The organism is Devosia sp., assembly GCF_014860165.1.
Taxonomy (GTDB): Bacteria; Pseudomonadota; Alphaproteobacteria; order Rhizobiales; family Devosiaceae; genus Devosia.
The window spans coordinates 62,285-80,374 of record NZ_JACZKG010000032.1 but is presented as its reverse complement, the minus strand read 5'-3'; the positions used below and the strand labels follow the sequence as shown (position 1 = coordinate 80,374).

At 64.8% G+C, this 18,090-nt stretch carries 16 protein-coding genes; 9 read left to right on the top strand and 7 right to left on the bottom strand.

The annotated features are described in order from the left end of the window. Positions 1-60: 60 nt before the first annotated feature. Together folD and IH615_RS07430 are read left to right on the top strand one after the other, a co-directional pair. Positions 61-963: a bifunctional methylenetetrahydrofolate dehydrogenase/methenyltetrahydrofolate cyclohydrolase FolD gene (gene folD / locus IH615_RS07435; protein WP_291361057.1), complete on the top strand. Its 903-nt coding sequence runs from the start codon at positions 61-63 to the stop codon at positions 961-963. Next, a complete protein-coding gene (locus IH615_RS07430; protein ID WP_291361055.1) occupies positions 960-1,508 on the top strand; it encodes a DUF1643 domain-containing protein in 549 nt (182 codons plus the stop codon). The genes folD and IH615_RS07430 overlap by 4 nt, the downstream gene beginning before the upstream one ends. Before the next feature lie 2 nt (positions 1,509-1,510). Here the strand turns inward: IH615_RS07430 and IH615_RS07425 are convergent, their stop codons facing one another. The 3 genes from IH615_RS07425 to metH all read right to left on the bottom strand — a co-directional run bounded on the left by IH615_RS07425 (position 1,511) and on the right by metH (position 6,738). Then, a complete protein-coding gene (locus IH615_RS07425) occupies positions 1,511-2,431 on the bottom strand; it encodes a patatin-like phospholipase family protein (RefSeq protein WP_291361054.1) in 921 nt (306 codons plus the stop codon). Between the two features lie 53 nt (positions 2,432-2,484). Further along, positions 2,485-2,838: a hypothetical protein gene (locus IH615_RS07420; protein WP_291361053.1), complete on the bottom strand. Its 354-nt coding sequence runs from the start codon at positions 2,836-2,838 to the stop codon at positions 2,485-2,487. 147 nt (positions 2,839-2,985) lie between these two features. Beyond that, entirely contained in the window at positions 2,986-6,738 is a 3,753-nt protein-coding gene (gene metH, locus IH615_RS07415; protein ID WP_291361051.1) for a methionine synthase, read from the bottom strand. 252 nt (positions 6,739-6,990) lie between these two features. On the opposite strand from metH, the gene IH615_RS07410 reads away from it, so the two are divergent. The 7 genes from IH615_RS07410 (at position 6,991) to IH615_RS07380 (ending at position 14,203) form a co-directional block, all read left to right on the top strand. Then, positions 6,991-8,034: a septal ring lytic transglycosylase RlpA family protein gene (locus IH615_RS07410; protein WP_291361049.1), complete on the top strand. Its 1,044-nt coding sequence runs from the start codon at positions 6,991-6,993 to the stop codon at positions 8,032-8,034. Between the two features lie 96 nt (positions 8,035-8,130). Next, positions 8,131-9,276, top strand: a complete 1,146-nt coding sequence (locus IH615_RS07405) for a D-alanyl-D-alanine carboxypeptidase family protein (protein WP_291361047.1) — start codon at positions 8,131-8,133, stop codon at positions 9,274-9,276. A gap of 20 nt (positions 9,277-9,296) precedes the next feature. Then, positions 9,297-9,983 carry a dTMP kinase gene (gene tmk, locus IH615_RS07400; RefSeq protein WP_291361045.1) on the top strand — a complete coding sequence of 229 codons (687 nt, stop codon included), beginning with the start codon at positions 9,297-9,299 and terminating at the stop codon, positions 9,981-9,983. Continuing rightward, positions 9,980-11,035 carry an AAA family ATPase gene (locus IH615_RS07395; protein WP_291361043.1) on the top strand — a complete coding sequence of 352 codons (1,056 nt, stop codon included), beginning with the start codon at positions 9,980-9,982 and terminating at the stop codon, positions 11,033-11,035. The genes tmk and IH615_RS07395 overlap by 4 nt, the downstream gene beginning before the upstream one ends. Beyond that, entirely contained in the window at positions 11,032-12,582 is a 1,551-nt protein-coding gene (gene metG / locus IH615_RS07390) for a methionine--tRNA ligase (protein ID WP_291361041.1), read from the top strand. Before IH615_RS07395 ends, metG begins: the two co-directional genes overlap by 4 nt. A 1-nt stretch (position 12,583) precedes the next feature. After that, positions 12,584-13,363 (top strand): TatD family hydrolase, encoded by a 780-nt coding sequence (locus IH615_RS07385; protein ID WP_291361039.1) that lies wholly within the window; start codon positions 12,584-12,586, stop codon positions 13,361-13,363. A gap of 3 nt (positions 13,364-13,366) precedes the next feature. Then, positions 13,367-14,203, top strand: a complete 837-nt coding sequence (locus tag IH615_RS07380; RefSeq protein ID WP_291361037.1) for an MBL fold metallo-hydrolase — start codon at positions 13,367-13,369, stop codon at positions 14,201-14,203. A gap of 41 nt (positions 14,204-14,244) precedes the next feature. On the opposite strand, the gene IH615_RS07375 is transcribed toward IH615_RS07380, so the two are convergent. From IH615_RS07375 to IH615_RS07360, 4 genes are all read right to left on the bottom strand, one after another. Continuing rightward, positions 14,245-15,246 carry a TIGR03842 family LLM class F420-dependent oxidoreductase gene (locus tag IH615_RS07375; RefSeq protein WP_291361035.1) on the bottom strand — a complete coding sequence of 334 codons (1,002 nt, stop codon included), beginning with the start codon at positions 15,244-15,246 and terminating at the stop codon, positions 14,245-14,247. A gap of 101 nt (positions 15,247-15,347) precedes the next feature. Next, positions 15,348-16,133 carry an ABC transporter ATP-binding protein gene (locus IH615_RS07370; RefSeq protein ID WP_291361033.1) on the bottom strand — a complete coding sequence of 262 codons (786 nt, stop codon included), beginning with the start codon at positions 16,131-16,133 and terminating at the stop codon, positions 15,348-15,350. Next, positions 16,130-17,143, bottom strand: coding sequence for a putative F420-0 ABC transporter permease subunit (locus tag IH615_RS07365; protein WP_291361031.1), 1,014 nt, complete (start codon positions 17,141-17,143; stop codon positions 16,130-16,132). The genes IH615_RS07370 and IH615_RS07365 overlap by 4 nt, the downstream gene beginning before the upstream one ends. Further along, positions 17,140-18,087 (bottom strand): putative F420-0 ABC transporter substrate-binding protein, encoded by a 948-nt coding sequence (locus tag IH615_RS07360; protein ID WP_291361030.1) that lies wholly within the window; start codon positions 18,085-18,087, stop codon positions 17,140-17,142. The genes IH615_RS07365 and IH615_RS07360 overlap by 4 nt, the downstream gene beginning before the upstream one ends. Positions 18,088-18,090: the final 3 nt, after the last annotated feature.

Here is an 18,090-nt window from a genome sequence, read left to right as displayed (position 1 = left end):
GCCATAGACGAACGCCGCCGCGTTTTCTATTGCTGCGCCATATCGGCTTTGGAGGTTCCCATGACGGCAAGCATCATCGACGGCAAGAGCTTCGCCGAGAACCTGCGGGGTCGCATCGCTGGCCACGTGGCGCGCCTCAAGGCCGACCATGGCATCACGCCCGGCCTCGCGGTGGTGATTGTCGGCCATGATCCGGCCAGCCAGGTCTATGTCACCAACAAGGCCAAACAGACCGCCGAAGTCGGCATGGCCTCCTTCAAGCATGAACTGCCCGAGGATACGAGCGAAGCCGACCTGCTGGCCCTGGTCCACCAGCTCAATGCCGATGACCGGGTACATGGCATTCTGGTGCAGATGCCGGTTCCAAAGCACATTGATCCGATCAAGGTGATCGAGGCCATCGAGCCGTCCAAGGATGTCGATTGCTTCACGCCGGCCAATGTCGGCAAGGTGCAGATCGGCCTGCCCGGGCCGGTCTCCTGCACGCCGCTGGGCTGCCTCATGCTGCTGCGCGACCAGCTCGGGTCACTGGCCGGGCTCAATGCCGTCATCATCGGCCGCTCCAACCTGGTCGGCAAGCCGATGATGCAGCTCCTGCTGCGGGAGAACTGCACGGTCACGGTGGCCCATTCCAAGACGAAGAACCTGCCGGATGTGGTCCGCGGGGCCGATATCGTCGTCGCCGCCGTCGGCCGGCCGGAAATGGTCAAGGGTGACTGGATCAAGCCGGGCGCCACCGTCATCGATGTCGGCATCAACCGCATTCCGGCGCCTGAACGGGGCGAGGGCAAGACCCGCCTGGTGGGCGACGTGGCCTATGCCGAGGCGGCCGAGGTTGCCGGCGCCATCACCCCGGTTCCGGGTGGCGTTGGACCGATGACCATTGCGTGCCTCCTGGCCAATACCATCACGACGGCGTCGCTCATCAATGGCCTCGTGCCGCCTGCCGACCTGACGGCATGAGCATTGCCGCGCATGACCCCGGCGGCAAGGTGCGCCTGCCGCTGATGCCGGGCGTCAAGGGCGACGCCACGTTCAGTGCCGACGGTCGCTACCGCCAGCTCATGCGGCGCTGGATCGGGGAGACATTCCCCGAGCGCTACGTGCTGTTCATCGGCATGAACCCCAGCACCGCCGATGCAACGGCCAACGATCCCACCTGTGCCCGCGAATGGACCTTCGCCCAGCGCGAGGGCTATTCGGCCATGGTCAAAGCCAATGTCGGCGACTATCGCGCCACCGACCCGAAAATGCTGTTGGCGCCCGATGTCGTGGCGGTATCGGAGGCCAACCTGCCCGCCATCCGCCAGGCCGCGGCCGGGGCCGATTTCGTCATTCTCTGCCACGGCAAGCTCAACAAGGCGCTGGCGCCGGCAGGCAAGGCGCTGGTCGACGCGCTCAGGGCCGACGGCATCGATCTGTGGTGCTTTGGCACCAATGGCGATGGCTCGCCCAAGCATCCGCTCTATCTGCGCCAGGACACGCCGCTTCGCCGCTTTCCGGCCTGATCCTACAGCGGTCGCGTGCCGCTCAACCGCGCTTCGATGGCGGGCAGGGCTCGTTCGGTGGCGGCCCGGCCTTCCGCTATGGCCTCGGCGGCGCGATGGAAGTCGAGCAGGCCGATATCCACCACGCGCGGCAGGATCAGCGCATGCGGTGGCTCGCCGGCCAGGCGCGACCGCGTGATATGGTCCTGCATGATGTTGAGCGCATTGGCCAGCACGTCGAAATAGCCCGGCGTGGCGGGGCTGCCGAACAGGCGGAAACTGGCCAGGGGCGCCGCCCAGGCAGCGGGCGCCGCCTTAAGCAGTTCCATCAGGTTGGCGGGCTTGGGGAGGTCGACCTCGGGCGATGGTTCGGGCACCAGCCGCCGTCCCAGCAGGTCCTCGTTGACGTTGACGGCGATGACGAAGTCGGCGCCCATGGCGCGGCACAGCGATACCGGCACCGGGTTCACCAGCCCGCCATCGACCATCCAGACGTCATCGATCTGGATGGGACTGAAGATGCCGGGCATGGCAATGGAAGCGCGAATGGCGCGGTCCAGCGCGCCCGAGCGCAGCCACATCTCGCGACCGGTGGTGACGTCGGTCGCCACGGCACCATAGGGTATCTTGAGGTCCTCGATGGTTTTGGCGATCTCGAGCTTGCCGAGCCACTCGACAATCCGGACGCCATCGATCAGCCCCCCGGCCATGAAGGCAACGTCGACCAGCGAGGTGACGATGCGCCGGTCGGCTTTCAGCGCCCAGTCATGCAAGGCCGCCAGCCTGCCGCTGGCATAGACCCCGCCGACCAAAGCCCCCATTGAGGTGCCGCAAACGATGTCCGGCTTGATGCCGGCCTGGGTCAGGGCCTCAATGACCCCGATGTGAGACCAGCCGCGGGCCGCGCCGCCACCCAGCGCCAGGCCGATCTTGGGTTTGTGCATTGCCGCCTCTTTGCCCTATCGCAATCTGACTCTAGGCATTCGTGAGGGAGCCGTCACCCGGTTCCGGCCAGATAGAACAGGCGGGCGACGGTGTGGTCGCGCAGCGCCTGGGCCGGCAGCTTGCCGGTGAGGGCGGCGACCACCACCGACGTATCGGGGACCGCGCTCGCATCCACCATCACCTTGGTGAATTTCGGCCGCAGCCCCTGCTTGGCCTCTTCCAGTAGGTCGAACAGCAGCGCCCGCACATCGGTGCGCATGGCGCAGGCGATGCAGCTTGAGCCGTCGTCGTGGCCGTGCCCGGAATTGGCGGGGAGGCGCAGCAGGGCGGTATCGGCGTCGAGCGCCAGCAGGCGTCCCGGCTCGGTGATGACGGTGACGGGGATTTGTTCGACAGGTTTTTTCATAGAGGATACCCCCTCCTAACCTCCCCCAGATAGGGGAGGAAAAGATCCAGTTCAAAGCACCATCTCGCCCGGCCCACCGCCCGGATTCCTCCCCCTATCAGGGGGAGGCTAGGTGGGGGTACCCGACAAAGGCTCTTCTTCGCCGCGCTACTCCGCCGCTACGATGGCCGGACCCGGAATGTAGTTCAAGATCGGTCCAAGCCAGCGCTCGACCTCGGCCACCGGCATGTTCTTGCGCCGGGCGTAGTCGATCACCTGGTCCCGCTCCACCTTGGCCACGCCGAAATAGTAGGATTCCGGATGGCTGAAATAGACTCCTGACACCGATGAGCCAGGCCACATGGCAAAGCTCTCCGTCAGCGTCACGCCGGCATTCTTCTCGGCGTCGAGCAGGCGGAACAGGGTGGTCTTTTCGGTATGGTCCGGCTGGGCCGGGTAGCCCGGCGCCGGGCGGATGCCGCGATAGCTCTCGGCGATCAGGTCATCGGGCGAGAAGGCTTCGTCGGCGCCATAGCCCCAGAGCTCCTTGCGGACCTTCTCGTGCATGGCTTCGGCAAAGGCTTCGGCGAAGCGGTCGGCCAGCGCCTTGACCAGGATGGATGAATAATCGTCGTTCGCCCGCTCGAAGCGTTCGGCGATGGCCACTTCCTCGATGCCTGCGGTGACGACAAAGCCCCCCATATAGTCCGGGATGCCCGCCGGCGCGACAAAGTCGGCCAGTGCCATGTTGGGCTTGCCGTCGCGCTTGCTGAGCTGCTGGCGCAGCGTGAACAGCGTTGCCAGCTCCTCGGCGCGGCCCTCGTCGGTGAACAGGCGGATATCGTCGCCGTCGGCATTGGCCGGCCAGAAGCCGACCACGGCGCGGGGCCGGAACCACTTTTCGTCGATGATCTGCTTGAGCATCGCCTGGGCGTCGTCGAACAACTGCCGCGCCGCCTCACCCTGCCGCTCGTCCTCGAGAATGGCCGGATAGCGCCCCTTGAGCTCCCAGGTCTGGAAGAAGGGTGTCCAATCGATATACTTCGCCAGCGTCTCGAGGTCGAATTCCTCGAATACCCTGGTGCCCAGGAAGCTCGGCTTGGGTGGCGTATAGCCGGTCCAGTCGGGCTTGAAGGCATTGGCCCGGGCCTTGGCCAGCGGCACGCGCTGCTTTTCGCTCTCGGCCCGCTCATGCGCCGCCGCCGCCTTGGCATATTCGGCGCGAATATCCTCGATGAAAGCCACTTTGGTGTCCTTGGACAACAGGTTGCCCACCACGCCGACGGCTCGGCTGGCATCGTTGACATGCACGGCCTGACCGCGCTCGTAGCGCGGGTGGATCTTGACGGCCGTATGTACCCGGCTGGTCGTCGCCCCGCCGATCAGCAGCGGAATGTCGAAGCCCTCGCGCTCCATTTCGGCGGCCACATGCACCATCTCGTCCAGCGAGGGGGTGATGAGGCCCGAAAGGCCGATAATGTCGACGTTGAGCTCCTTGGCCGTCTGCAAAATCTTGGCGGTCGGCACCATCACGCCCAGGTCGATGATCTCGTAATTGTTGCAGCTCAGCACGACGCCGACGATGTTCTTGCCGATATCGTGCACGTCGCCCTTGACCGTCGCCATCAGCACCTTGCCGGCGCTTTGGCGGCCGGTGGCGTTGCCGTCGGCATTCTTCTCGGCTTCCATATAGGGCAGCAGCAGAGCCACGGCCTGCTTCATCACGCGGGCGGATTTGACCACCTGCGGCAGGAACATCTTGCCCGAGCCGAACAGGTCGCCGACCACGCTCATGCCGGCCATCAGAGGGCCTTCGATGACATGCAGCGGTCGCGGCAGCTTCTGGCGGGCCTCCTCGGTGTCGGCATCAATGAATTCGGTGATGCCGTTGACCAGCGCATAGGAAATGCGCTCCTCGACGGTACCCTCGCGCCAGCTCATGTCCTTGGCCGCGGCTTCCTTGCCCGCCGTGCCGCGATAGCGCTCGGCGAGCGCCAGCAGGCGATCGGTAGCTTCCGGATTACGGTTGAGGATCACATCCTCGCAGGCGTCGCGCAGTTCCGGATCGATCGATTCATAAACCGCCAACTGCCCGGCATTGACGATGCCCATGTCCATGCCATTTTGGATGGCATAGTAGAGGAACACGGCGTGCATGGCCTCGCGCACCGGCTCGTTGCCGCGGAACGAGAAGCTGAGGTTCGAGATGCCGCCCGAAATGTGCACGTGGGGCAGGGTGTCGGTGATGATCTTGGTCGCCTCGATGAAGGCGACGCCGTAGCCGTTATGCTCCTCGATGCCGGTCGCCACAGCGAAGACATTGGGGTCGAATACGATGTCTTCCGGCGGAAAGCCGACGACCTCGGTGAGCAGCTTGTAGGCCCGCGTACAGATTTCGACCTTGCGCTCCAGCGTATCGGCCTGGCCTTGTTCGTCGAAGGCCATCACCACCACGGCGGCGCCATAGGCGCGGACCAGTCGCGCATAGTGCAGGAACTGCTCTTCGCCTTCCTTCATGGAGATGGAATTGACCAGCGCCTTGCCCTGCACGCATTTGAGGCCGGCCTCGATCACGTCCCACTTGGACGAGTCGATCATCAGCGGCACCTTGGCGATGTCGGGTTCGGCCGCCAGCAGGTTGAGGAAGTCGATCATCACCTGCTTACTGTCGATCAGGCCCTCATCCATGTTGATGTCGATGACCTGGGCGCCATTGGCCACCTGGTCGCGCGCCACGTCGAGCGCAGCGGTATAGTCACCCGCCGTGATCAGTTTGCGGAAACGTGCCGAGCCGGTGACGTTGGTGCGCTCACCCACATTCACGAAGGGGATTTCCGGCGTCAGCGTGAAGGGCTCGAGGCCCGACAGGCGCAGGAATTTCTGGGCCTCGGGAACCACGCGCGGCTTGTGCTTGCTCACCGCCTGGGCGATGGCGCGGATATGGTCGGGGGTCGAGCCGCAGCAGCCACCCACGATGTTGACATAGCCCGAGGCGGCAAAGCCCTCGATCTGCTCGGCCATGAATTCGGGGCTCTCGTCATACTGGCCGAAGGCGTTGGGCAGGCCGGCATTGGGATAGGCGCAGATGAAGGTGTCGGCCGTATCCGACAGCTCCGCCAGATGCGCGCGCATGGCGTTGGCGCCCAGCGCGCAATTGAGCCCGATGGTCAGCGGATTGGCATGGCGCACCGAATACCAGAAGGCCGTCGGCGTCTGGCCGCTGAGGGTGCGGCCGGAGAGGTCGGTAATGGTGCCCGAGATCATGATCGGCACGTCGATGCCGCGCTCCTCGAACAGCCGCTGGGCGGCGAAGATGCCGGCCTTGGTGTTGAGCGTGTCGGTGATGGTCTCGAACAGCAACAGGTCGGCGCCGGCGTCGACGAGCCCGCGGATAGCCTCGCCATAGGCCACGACCAGCTGGTCGAAGGTGATGGCGCGGTGGCCGGGGCTGTTGACGTCGGTGGACATGGACGAGGTCTTGTTCGTCGGCCCCAGCGCCCCGGCAACATAGCGCCTTCGGCCGTCGGCGGCCTCGGCGCGCAACGCTGCCCGGCGCGCGACGATCACGCCCTGGTAGTTGATGTCATAGACCGCGCTTTCGCAGGCATAGTCGGCCTGTGCCACCGAGGTGGCCGAAAAGGTGTTGGTCTCGGCAATGTCGGCGCCTGCCATGAAATAATCGAAGTGGATGTCCTCGATCATTCTCGGCTCGGTTATAACCAGCAGGTCGTTGTTGCCTTGCAGCGGCAATGTCCAGTCCTTGAAGCGGGTGCCGCGGAAATTCTCCTCGGTCAGCTTCTGGCGCTGGATCATGGTGCCCATGGCCCCATCCAGAATCAGGATGCGCTCGCGCGCCGCCTTGGCCAGCGAAGCGCGGACCTCGTTCCAATCAGGGATATGGGCGTCATTGGACTGGCTCATCGCCATCTACCTCGGTTCGCTGAACTTTTCCGATGACATAAAGATATCTTTATATCAGCAAATGCGCAAGGTCGGGTGGGAGGCACATTTGCCCCCGATCACGCCCGCATTGGCATCAAATGCTACGCCCAATGCTAACAGTCCGTTCCCCTTAACCTGCGCGAAACCAGAAAACTGCTAGCTGAATGCGGGCGCCTGCGGATCGCGTTATGATCGGCGCTCGCGTGTAGTCAGTGTAGAGTATTGCGTACCGTGACGACGACCCCCTGGCGCCATGCCATTCGCCTTGTCGCCCTCGCGGCCCTCGTCGCGCCCATCCTAGCGGCCTGCGGCGGCGGTGGTCTTGGGGCCACGGTCAACCGCGCCGCCTTCAGCTCCTCCGAATATGGAGTCGGTGTTTCGCCCCGGGTCACCACCAATCCCAATCCGCCCAAGGGCGGCGGCCGCTACCAGGTCGGCCGGCCCTATACCGTGCGCGGCAACACCTATGTTCCGGCCGAGGACCCCGATTATGTCGCCATGGGCGACGCCTCCTGGTATGGCGCCGATTTCCATGGCCGCCGCACCGCCAATGGCGAAATCTTCTCGGCCAATGCCATTACCGGCGCGCATCCCACCTTGCCGCTGCCCTCCTATGTGCGCGTGACCAACCAGGCCAATGGCCGCTCGGTGATCGTCCGCGTCAATGACCGTGGCCCCTATATGCCCGGCCGCATCATGGATTTGTCCTACCGAGCCGCCACCATGCTGGGCTATGTCAACAACGGGCATACGCAGATCAAGGCCGAGTATGTGGGCCCGGCGCCGCTTGAGGGCGATGATACCCGCATGCTGGTTGCCAGCTATTCCGGCCCGGCCGATTTCGGCGGTGGCAATACCCAGTTCGCCTATGCCGACAATACCAATAGCCTGGCCGATATAGCCGGCAACTTCTTCGGCGGCCTGTTCTCCTATGCCGACACCACGCCGCAGGAGCAGGACGTCGCCATCGGCACCGCCCACGCTGCTGTCAATGCCATGGCAACCCGTGCCACAGGCCTGGACGCATGGGTCGAGGCGGTCGACATGGATGCCCGCGACATCAGGCTGAGCCTGGGCATTTTCGCCGATCAGGCCAATGCCATCGCCCTGGCCGAGCGCTTTGCGGTGCTGGGCGCGGTGGATGAAGAGGCGGTCACCATCAACGGCCGTGCAGCAACCAGGCTGACGCTAACGCATTTGAAGGCCGGCGTTTCACGCATTGATGTTCTCGACCTGGCTCGCGAACTCGGGCTCAATGATTTAGAACTCGACTAAACCACGACGTCATTCCCGCGAAGGCGGGAATCCATTCTTCTGCGATGAGAGTAGATTCCCGCCTTCGCGGGAATGACGCCGTGAATGGGGGGCGCTGTGAAGAAAATCCTGCATATTCTCGCGATCACGCTGGCAATGACCGTGCCGGCCCTGGCTCAGGCCGAATTCGACACGCAGGCCAAATTCGCCATCCTGATGGACCACGATTCCGGCACGGTGATCTTCCAGAAGGATGCCGACCTGCCCATGGAGCCGGCCAGCATGGCCAAGCTCATGACCATTGCGGTGGTCTTCAACGAGATCCGCAACGGCCGGCTCAGCATGACCGACTTGTTTTTCGTGTCCGAGCACGCCTGGCGGACCGGCGGCGCCTCGTCGGGCGGTTCGACCATGTTTGCCGACCTCAACTCCCAGATTTCGGTGGAAGATCTGATCCGCTCGGTCATCATCCAGTCAGGCAACGACGCGGCTATCGTCCTTGCCGAAGGCATTGCCGGGTCCGAAGGCAGCTTCGCCGCCATGATGAATGAACTGGGCGAGGAAATCGGCCTCACCGACTCCCATTTCACCAATCCAACCGGCCTGCCGGACCCGGACATGTATGTCACGGCCCGCGACCTGGGCGATCTGGCGCGCTATCTGATCCGTGAGTTTCCGGACTATTACCACTACTTCTCCGAGCCCGAGATGGAGTGGAACGGCATCAAGCAGCCCAATCGCAATTCGCTGGTGGAACTCGGTATCGGGGTCGACGGTCTCAAGACCGGACATACTGAAGCCGCCGGCTACGGCTCGGTGATCTCCACCGACGAAGGCGGCCGTAGGCTGATCGCCGTCATTCACGGGCTGACCTCGATGGCGCAGCGCGCCGAAGAGGGGCGCAAGCTCATCACCTGGGGTGCCAGGGCATTCGAGCGCGTCGCCGCCTATCCCGAGGGCGCCATCGTTGCCTATGCCAATGTCTATGGCGGCACCACGCCCAGCGTTGGCCTGGTTGGCAACGGCGAAGTGGCGCTCTACCTGCCGCGGGGCTCGCGCAAGTGCCTCAACGCCCAGGTGAACTATACCGGCCCGCTGCTGCCTCCGGTGGTGGAAGGCGACCAAGTCGCTGAACTGCGCGTATTCTGCGACGAGCAATTGGTGCAGACCGCGCCGCTCTATGCTGCCGAGACGGTGGAGGAAGGCGACATCGTGCGCAAGGCGACCGACGCCCTTAAGCAACTGGCCCTTGGCTGGCTGTGAGACTCGTATAGAACGTCCCTATGCTCGAAGCGCCCAAAGCCCCCCGCGCCCGTTTCATCACCTTTGAAGGTGGCGAAGGCGTGGGCAAATCCACCCAGGTCAAGCGCCTGCTGCAGAACCTGCAGCGGCATGACATTGAGGCCGTGCGCACCCGCGAGCCAGGTGGCACGCCCAAGGCGGAGGCGATCAGGTCCTTCATTCTCCAGGGGCGGTCGGAAAGCTGGGGGCCGGGCGCGGAGGCCGTGTTGTTCGCGGCGGCGCGGCTTGATCACGTCAACCAGCTCATCGCGCCCAACCTGCGCAACGGCGTCTGGGTGCTGTCGGATCGCTTTCACGATTCCACGCGGGCCTATCAGGGTCTGACCGGTGGTGTCGACGACAAGCTGATCGCCGGTCTCGAATCCCTGGCGCTCGACGGGCACACGCCCGATCTCACGATCATTCTCGACATGGACCCAGAGGCCGCCTTTAAGCGTGTCGCCGAGCGGGCCATCGAAGATGGGCTGGCGCTGACCGGCGATCGCTTCGAGAAGGAAGAGATCGACTGGCACAAGCGGCTGCGCGAGGGATTCCTGGCCATCGCCAGGGACAATCCCGACCGCTGCGTCGTCATCTCCGCAGCCCAGCCTGAAGAGGCGCTGGAAGCGGCGATCTGGGAGACCGTCAGCCAGCGCTTTCCAGAGCTGCTGCGCGGTTCGCAGGCGTGAGCGACCCCGACGCGCTTGAGGGTATCGCCACACCCGAGCGCCGCCAAAAGGCCCTTGGGCATGATGGGCCGCGCGCCGCCATCCTGGGTCAGCTTGCCGAGCGCCGGCTGCCTGGCGCCATCCTGCTGCATGGGCCGCAGGGCATCGGCAAGGCCACTTTCGCCTTCGAGATGGCCGCCGCAATCCTTGTCGCCAGCGGAGACGAGGATGCCCAGCGGGTCGAAGAGCAGATCGCCTCGCTGTCCCACCCGAATCTCTTTCTGGTTCGCCGGACGCTGAACAAGACCGGCAGCAAGATCAGTGCGACGATCTCCGTCGACCAGATCGCCCGACGCGATACCGGCGACAGCCACCCCTTGCGCGACCGCCTGCACCAGACGCGCGGCCGGGATGGCTATCGCGTGGCTGTGATCGACAGCATCGACGACCTGACGCCGTCCGCGGCCAATGCGTTGCTGAAAATCCTCGAGGAACCGCCGCCGGAGACGATTTTCCTGCTGGTGTCGCATCGGCCCGGTCAGTTGCTTCCCACCATCCGGTCGCGTTGCCACAGCCTGGCGCTGCGGCCGCTCGATGACGCGCTGGTGCGCGCGATCCTGATCGAACAGGATGCCACCCTCGGACAGGCGGAGCTTGACCGTGCTGTCGCGCTTGCCGGCGGCCGTCCGCGGCGGGCCTTCGAAACGCTGGCCCTGGAGCCGGAATCCGCCCTGGGGGCGTTGCAGGCCTGGCTGATCGATCCCAACAGGCATCCGGCCGGCGTGGCCCTGCAACTGGCAGATGCGCTGGGTGCCGATGCGCAAAGCACCGAGCTGAGCTTCGCGCGCGAGATGCTCGACGACTGGATGGCGGACGAGGCTCGCAACGCGGCCATGCAGCCGCAGGGTCGCATGCGTCTTGCCTCGGCCAACGAGCTATGGGACAAGGCACACGCCCTCTTTGCCGAGGCCGATGATATCAATCTGGACATGAAGCAGACGCTCGTCGCCATTTTCGACGCGATCAGGAAGCATGCTGCAATGACCGCCTCCGTTTCCGCTGAGCACCCATGACCGCCAAGCCCTTCTACGTCACGACTGCGATCTCCTATCCCAACGGCGCGCCCCATATCGGCCACGCCTATGAGATGATCGCGACGGACGCCATCGCCCGCTTCAAGCGGCTCGAGGGCCGCGAGGTCTATTTCCTGACCGGCACCGATGAGCACGGCATCAAGATGGTGCAGACGGCCGCCACGCAGGGCGTGACGCCGCGCGAACTGGCCGACCGCAATTCCGCCGAGTTCCGGCGCCTGGCCGAAGCGCTCGACATTTCCAACGACGACTTCATCCGCACCACCGAGCAGCGCCACCACGAGGCCAGCCAGGCCATCTGGAAGAAGATGGCCGCCAGCCACAACGGCGACATTTTCCAGTCCACCTACAAGGGCTGGTATTCGGTGCGCGACGAGGCCTATTTCGACGAGGACGAACTGACGGAGAAGGATGGCAAGAAATTCGCCCCCTCCGGCGCCGAAGTGAACTGGGTGGAGGAGCCGACCTATTTCTTCCGGCTCTCGGCCTATCAGCAGAAGCTGCTCGACCTTTACGAGTCCAATCCCGATTTCATCGCGCCCAAGGAGCGGCGCAACGAGATCATCTCCTTCGTCAAGAGCGGCCTGCAGGATCTGTCGATCTCACGCACCACCTTCGACTGGGGCATCCCGGTGCCGGATGCGCCTGACCATGTGATGTATGTCTGGGTTGATGCCCTGACCAACTACCTTACCGGCGTCGGCTTCCCGGACGAGCAGAGCGAGCTGTTCAGGAAGTTCTGGCCGGCGGACCTGCACGTCATCGGCAAGGACATCATCCGCTTCCACACCGTCTATTGGCCCGCTTTCCTGATGAGCGCCGGCATCGCCGTGCAGCACCGCGTCTTCGCGCATGGCTTCCTCACGGTCGACGGCCAGAAGATGAGCAAGTCGCTGGGCAATGTCATCGACCCGTTCGAGCTGATCGCGGAATTCGGCGTCGACGCCGTGCGCTACTTCTTCCTGCGCGAAGTCTCCTTCGGCAATGACGGCGACTACAGCCACGACAAGCTCGTGCTGCGCGTCAATGCCGACCTCGCCAACAACCTGGGCAACCTGGCGCAGCGCTCGCTGTCGATGATCAACAAGAACTGCGACGCCAGGGTGCCGCAGCCTGGTCCGCTGACCGAAGCCGATCAGGCCATCATCGCTGAAGTGGGCGAAGCCATCGACGTTGCGCAGAAGGCCATGGATGAGCAACTCGTCCACGAAGCAACCGGCGCCATCATCGCCGCGCTCAGCTCCGCCAACAACTACTTTGCCGGCCAGGAGCCCTGGGCGCTGAAAAAGACCGATCCGGATCGCATGGCCACCGTACTCTACGTTACGGCCGACACGGTTCGGCGTCTGGCCATCCCCATGCAGGCCTTTGTGCCCGCATCGGCTGGCCGTTTGCTGGATCAACTCCGCATTCCCCCAGAAAACCGCAAGCTTTCTGACAGCAGAATCCCGGCAGGCTTGCAGCCCGGCACCGAGCTTCCTGTGCCGCAGGGCGTGTTCGCCCGCCTCGAACGCAAGGCCGAGTAGGATGCTGATCGACAGCCATTGCCATCTCGATTTCGAGGCCCTGGCCGCCGATATCGACGGCGTAATGGCCCGCGCCGCCGCCGCCGGCGTCTCGGGAATGGTGACGATATCCACACATGTGGAGAAGTTTTCCACATACGCCGCCATCGCGGAACGATATGCGAACGTCTGGTGCTCGGTGGGGACGCATCCCCATCACGCCGACGAAGAGCTGCATATTCAAGTGGATGAACTTGTCCGGCTAAGTGCCCATCCGCGCTGCGTTGCCATCGGTGAGGCGGGCCTCGACTACTTCTACGACAACGCCCCGCGCGAGGCGCAGGCGACGGGGCTCCGCCGGCATATCGCGGCGTCGCGGATCACCGGTCTTCCACTGGTTATCCACAGCCGCAAATGCGACGAGGACATGGCCGCCATCCTCCAGGAAGAAACCGGGCAGGGGGCGTTCCCCTTCGTGCTGCACTGCTTCACGGCCGGCGTCGAACTGGCGCGCGCCGCCCTCGACCTGGGCGGCTATATTTCCTTTTCCGGCATCATCACCTTCAAGAATGCCGAGGAGATCCGCGACGTCGCCAAGTTCGTCCCTGGCGATCGCTATCTCGTTGAAACGGATGCACCTTATCTGGCGCCCATCCCGCATCGCGGGCAGTCCAACGAGCCCAGTTTCGTTCGCCATACGGCCGAGAAGCTGGCGGAAGTGCGGGGCGTAGGCCTCGAACAGCTCGGGGCCGAGACCACGGCCAACTTCGCCCGGCTGTTCGCCAAGACCGGGCTCGCCTGACCCATGCCGGCCGCCGAGAGGATCATCGCGACCATACTGGGCTGCGGATCATCCGGCGGGGTGCCGCGCATCGGCAATGTGTGGGGCGACTGCGACCCCAGTGAGCCACGCAACCGGCGCCTGCGCTGCTCGCTGCTGCTCGAGGGCTGGAGCGAGGGGAGCGACACGCCGACCCGCATCGTGATCGACACGGGCTGCGACCTGCGCGAACAGATGCTGGCCGCCGAGGTCGACCGCGTTGAGGCCGTGCTCTACACGCATGCCCATGCCGACCACATCCACGGCATCGATGACCTGCGGGTGCTGGCGCTGCACAATCGTCGCCGCGTGGATGTGTATTTCGATGCCGAAACCGGCGCCCGGGTGCGGGAGGCTTTCGGCTACTGCTTTGTCTCGCCGCATGGCAGCGACTATCCGCCCATTCTCAACGCGCACGAGATCGCCGACGGGGATGTGCTCGAAGTGGATGGGCCGGGTGGCACGATCGCCGTGACCGCGTTCGAGCAGTCCCATGGCAATATCGCCTCGCTGGGCTTCCGCATCGGCAATCTAGCCTATTCCTGCGACGTGTCGGGCTTTCCCGAGGACTCGCTTGCGGCGCTTTCCGGTCTCGACGTCTGGGTTATCGATGCGCTGCGGCCAACGCCGCATCCCAGCCATCTGAGCCTGCCGGAGACGCTCGAGTGGATCGCCCGCCTGGCGCCGAGGCAGGCGGTGCTGACCAACCTGCACATCGACCTCGACTACGCCCGCACCGAAGCCCATACGCCGGCCAATGTGACGCCGGCCTTTGACGGCATGCAGATCGATGTGACGACCGGAACCATCCTCAACCGCTAGGGCAACAGCCGTTGCGGCAGAGCACCAGTGGCCCCCCGCTATCAGCGGAAGGCCGGGATGACGTGACGGCCGTAATTGGCGATGATTTCTTCCTCGTCGCCGCTGTCGAGATAGATGTTGAACTGGGTCACGCCGGCATCCTTGAGGGCGTGCATCTTGGCGATATGGTCTTCGGGTTCGCCCAGCACACAGAAATTCTCCACCACATCAGGGGTGATGAAGTCGAGGAACGGGTTATCCGACTGGCCATGCTTGGAATAGTCGTAGCCGCGGCGCTTCTCGATATAGCTGGTGAGGCTCTTGGGGATCTGGTCGTTGTCGGCGCCGTATTTCTCGACAATGTCGGCGACGTGGTTGCCCACCATAGCCGGGAACCACTTGGTGGCTTCGATGGCGCGGGCCTTGTCACCGAAATAGGCGGGTGCGGCGGCCATGGAGCGGAAGTTCGACATATTCTTACCCGCGGCCTTACCGGCCTCGATGCACTGGTCTGTGAACCACTTGCAAAGCCCGGGATCGGCCAGTTGCAACACGACGCCGTCGGCATGTTCGCCTGCTGTCTTGAGCGCCAGCGGGCCGTAGGCGGCGATCCAGCTTGGCATTTCGTGGCCGACGGCCCAAGGGAACTTCACGGCGGCAGGGATCTCGCCATAGGTGACCTCTTCACCGCGCACCATGGCCTGGGTCTTGGCAATGAAGTCCGCCACGCGCGCCAGCGTGGCCGGCTTCTTGCCCATGACGCGCATCGAGGAGTCGCCGCGACCCACGGCCAGGTCGAAGCGCCCGCCACTCTGCTTGGACAGCGAGCCGAAGATGGAGGCGGCGACCGACCAGTCGCGGACATCGGGATTGGTCACCAGCGGTCCGAACCGCATATTGGTGGTGTGTTCCATGCACATGGCGATGGCGGCATAGCAATCGCGCCACAGGATGTGGCTGTCATAGAACCAGCAATAGCTGAACCCGGCATATTCGGCGGCGCGCACCAGATAGCGTGCGCGCTCGGCTTCGATGAAGCCCTTGAACGTGATGCCGAATTCCATGAGCGCCTCCCGCTTTGCCACGGTCTAAAATTTGACCAGCCGATCAAATTTTTGGGTCGGCGCTCGGCGATTGTCAATCGCAATTGCGCGCCGATGTCGAATTAGCCCGGCAGGTCATAGGCAATCAGCGGGCGACCGTTCCGGGGATGGCGCAATACGGTGACGTCCACGCCATAGACCGCGCGGAGCAGGGCAGGGGTCAATACCTGCTCCGGCGGGCCGGCTGCGACCTGCCTGCCGTCATGCAGCAGAATCAGCGCGTCGCAGAAGCCGGCCGCGAGATTGAGGTCATGCAGGGCCAGCAATATGGTGCCGCCGGCCCTGGCGCGTTGATGCAGCAAGGCGAGCGTGGCCAGTTGCGCATGCACATCAAGGTGGCTGGTGGGCTCATCGAGCAGCAACAGGCGCGGCTGCTGCGCCAATGCGCGGGCGATCTGGACGCGCTGCTGCTCGCCGCCGGACAGCGTGTGATAGAGCCGGTCGGCAAAGGCCAGCATGTCGACGGCAGCCAAAGCAGCCTCGGCAAGGCTCGTATCCTCGGCAGAGGGGGAGACCTGCCACACGGTCTGGAACGGTATGCGGCCCAGCAGGACCACTTCACGCGTCGTCAGCCGCGCGTCGGTGCCGGCACTCTGTTCCACGAAGGTGGCGAACTGTGCGCGCCTGCGCCGCGTCATGGCGAGCAGGTCGGTGCCGCCGAACGAAACGGTCCCACTCTCAATAGGGGCAAGGCCCAGTATGGCGCGCAGCAGTGTCGATTTGCCCGCCCCGTTGGGGCCGATGAGGCCGGTGACCATGCCAGGCTCGGCGGTCAGGTCGACAGCATCGAGGATGGTCTGTGCGCCCAGTTGAACGCTAACACTGTGAACCGACAGCCCTGCGCTCATGTGATCCGCCTGTAGCGCAGCAGGACGGCCAGGAAGATCGGCGCGCCCAGCAGGGCGGTGATGATGCCGACCGGCAGTTCGCGGGGCGCAAAGAGGCTGCGCGCGGCAGTGTCGGTCCAGATCATGAAGCTGGCGCCCAGCAGCATGGCAAGCGGCAGCAGCACGCGATGGCGCGAGCCGGTCAGCAACCGCACCACGTGCGGTACGATCAGGCCGACAAAGCCGATGGCGCCGCCGATCGAGACCAACACGCCGGTCAGCAGCGCCGTGCCGCCCAGCAGCAGCCAGCGCAGGCGGGCAACGTCCACCCCTAGCGTCGCTGCCGCCGTGTCGCCGAAGGCGAAGGCGTCGAGCGCGCGGCCTGACAGCAGGATGGGAAGGCCGGCCAGTGCCAGCGCCGCCAGCACCAGCAGGGCTTCCGACCAAACGACGCCGCTGAGCGAGCCCATCAGCCAGCTCAGGATTTCGCGGTAGGAATCACCAGTGGCCGACCAGAAGATCAGGAATGACGTTGCGGCGGCGGCGAGCGCCGAGATGGAAATGCCGGCCAGGATGGCCCGCGTTGGCGTCGCGCCGCCGAGCAGTTGGGTCACCAGCAGCGTCAACGCCATGGCGGCGCCGGCGCCAAGGAAGGCGCCCAGCGGCATCAGCAGCGCCGCCCCCATGAGCAGGAATGCAACGGCCCCCAGCGAAGCGCCGGATGACAGGCCTAGCAGATAGGGATCGGCCAGGGGATTGCGCGTCAGCGCCTGCATCACCGCGCCGCAGAGCGCCAGCCCGGCCCCCACCGCTGCCGCGGTGAGGACGCGCGGCAGGCGCAACTCCCAGATAATGGCGTCGCGCAGGCGACTTACGGGGCTCTCGGGCAGAAGGCCGAAGTGATGGCCGATGGTCAGCCACACCTCCGATGGGGCGATGTCGGCTGGCCCGAAGGTCACCGCCAGTACCAGGCTGGCGAACAGAAGCGCCAACAGGCTCAGGCAGAGCGTGACCAGGGTCCGCTGGTTCACGGCGCGAAGGTGAGGCCGGCCAGTTGCGCCGCCATGTCCGCGGTGGCGCCGACATTGCGCACGCCAGCCTCGGAGGCGGGGAACGGCACGATGAGGTAGCGCTGGTTGACGACCGCATCGAGCTGGCTGGTGATGGGGTTTTCCGCCAGCAGCTTCTTCTTCTGCTCCGCCGAGTTCCAGGTGGCGTCGACCAGCACGATGACATCGGGATTGGCGTCGACCACCGCCTCCCAGCTCGCGGCGACCCAGCCATCGTCCACATCGGCCATGATGTTCTTAAGACCAAGCGCTTCCAGCATCATCTGCGGTGCGCCGCTGCCAGCCCCGACATAGGGCGCCTTGGTGCCCGAGGAATACCAAAGCGCCGTCAGCCCGCGCGCGTCGGGCGAGACCGCGGCAAGCGCGGCCTTCTGCTCGGCGATCAGCGCTTCGGCAGCGGGCGCGGCGTCGAATATGGTCCCCATCTCGCCGATCTGGGCAAAGACCTCGTCGAAGGTCAGCTTGGCCGGCTTGATCGACCGGCAGGCAGCGGGCGACACATAGCTGGCGATGCCGAGTTCGGCGAGGGTCGGGCGTTCACCGGCGCCATCGGCAGCAAAATTGCTTTCCCAGCCGCCATAAATGAAATCCGGCTCGACCTTGAGCACCACTTCCTGCGATGGCAGCTTGTCCGACAGGACCGGCAATGCTGCCGCCGCTGCGGTCCAGGGGGCGGGCGCCGGACCATCCTGGAAGCCGACGCCGACAATCCGGTCGCCAAGGCCGAGGGCCAGCAGCATTTCGGTCGCCGTTGACTTGATGGTCACCACCCGCTGCGGCGCGGCGGGCAGGGTGACCTGGACGCCGCAATTGTCCAGGGTGAGCGGGTAGCCCGTCTGGGCGAGGGCGGAGCCGGCAGAGAGGGCCAGGATGGCAAGGCCGAGCAAATGGGGCAGGCGACGCATGGG

What these genes read in the sequence shown, in the direction of transcription:
- IH615_RS07370 (WP_291361033.1), bottom strand. Translation starts at nt 16,133, where the DNA reads ATGAGCGCAGGGCTGTCGGTTCACAGTGTTAGCGTTCAACTGGGCGCA.
- metG (WP_291361041.1), top strand. Translation starts at nt 11,032, where the DNA reads ATGACCGCCAAGCCCTTCTACGTCACGACTGCGATCTCCTATCCCAAC.
- IH615_RS07385 (WP_291361039.1), top strand. Translation starts at nt 12,584, where the DNA reads ATGCTGATCGACAGCCATTGCCATCTCGATTTCGAGGCCCTGGCCGCC.
- IH615_RS07360 (WP_291361030.1), bottom strand. Translation starts at nt 18,087, where the DNA reads ATGCGTCGCCTGCCCCATTTGCTCGGCCTTGCCATCCTGGCCCTCTCT.
- IH615_RS07425 (WP_291361054.1), bottom strand. Translation starts at nt 2,431, where the DNA reads ATGCACAAACCCAAGATCGGCCTGGCGCTGGGTGGCGGCGCGGCCCGC.
- IH615_RS07420 (WP_291361053.1), bottom strand. Translation starts at nt 2,838, where the DNA reads ATGAAAAAACCTGTCGAACAAATCCCCGTCACCGTCATCACCGAGCCG.
- IH615_RS07430 (WP_291361055.1), top strand. Translation starts at nt 960, where the DNA reads ATGAGCATTGCCGCGCATGACCCCGGCGGCAAGGTGCGCCTGCCGCTG.
- metH (WP_291361051.1), bottom strand. Translation starts at nt 6,738, where the DNA reads ATGAGCCAGTCCAATGACGCCCATATCCCTGATTGGAACGAGGTCCGC.
- IH615_RS07375 (WP_291361035.1), bottom strand. Translation starts at nt 15,246, where the DNA reads ATGGAATTCGGCATCACGTTCAAGGGCTTCATCGAAGCCGAGCGCGCA.
- tmk (WP_291361045.1), top strand. Translation starts at nt 9,297, where the DNA reads ATGCTCGAAGCGCCCAAAGCCCCCCGCGCCCGTTTCATCACCTTTGAA.
- folD (WP_291361057.1), top strand. Translation starts at nt 61, where the DNA reads ATGACGGCAAGCATCATCGACGGCAAGAGCTTCGCCGAGAACCTGCGG.
- IH615_RS07380 (WP_291361037.1), top strand. Translation starts at nt 13,367, where the DNA reads ATGCCGGCCGCCGAGAGGATCATCGCGACCATACTGGGCTGCGGATCA.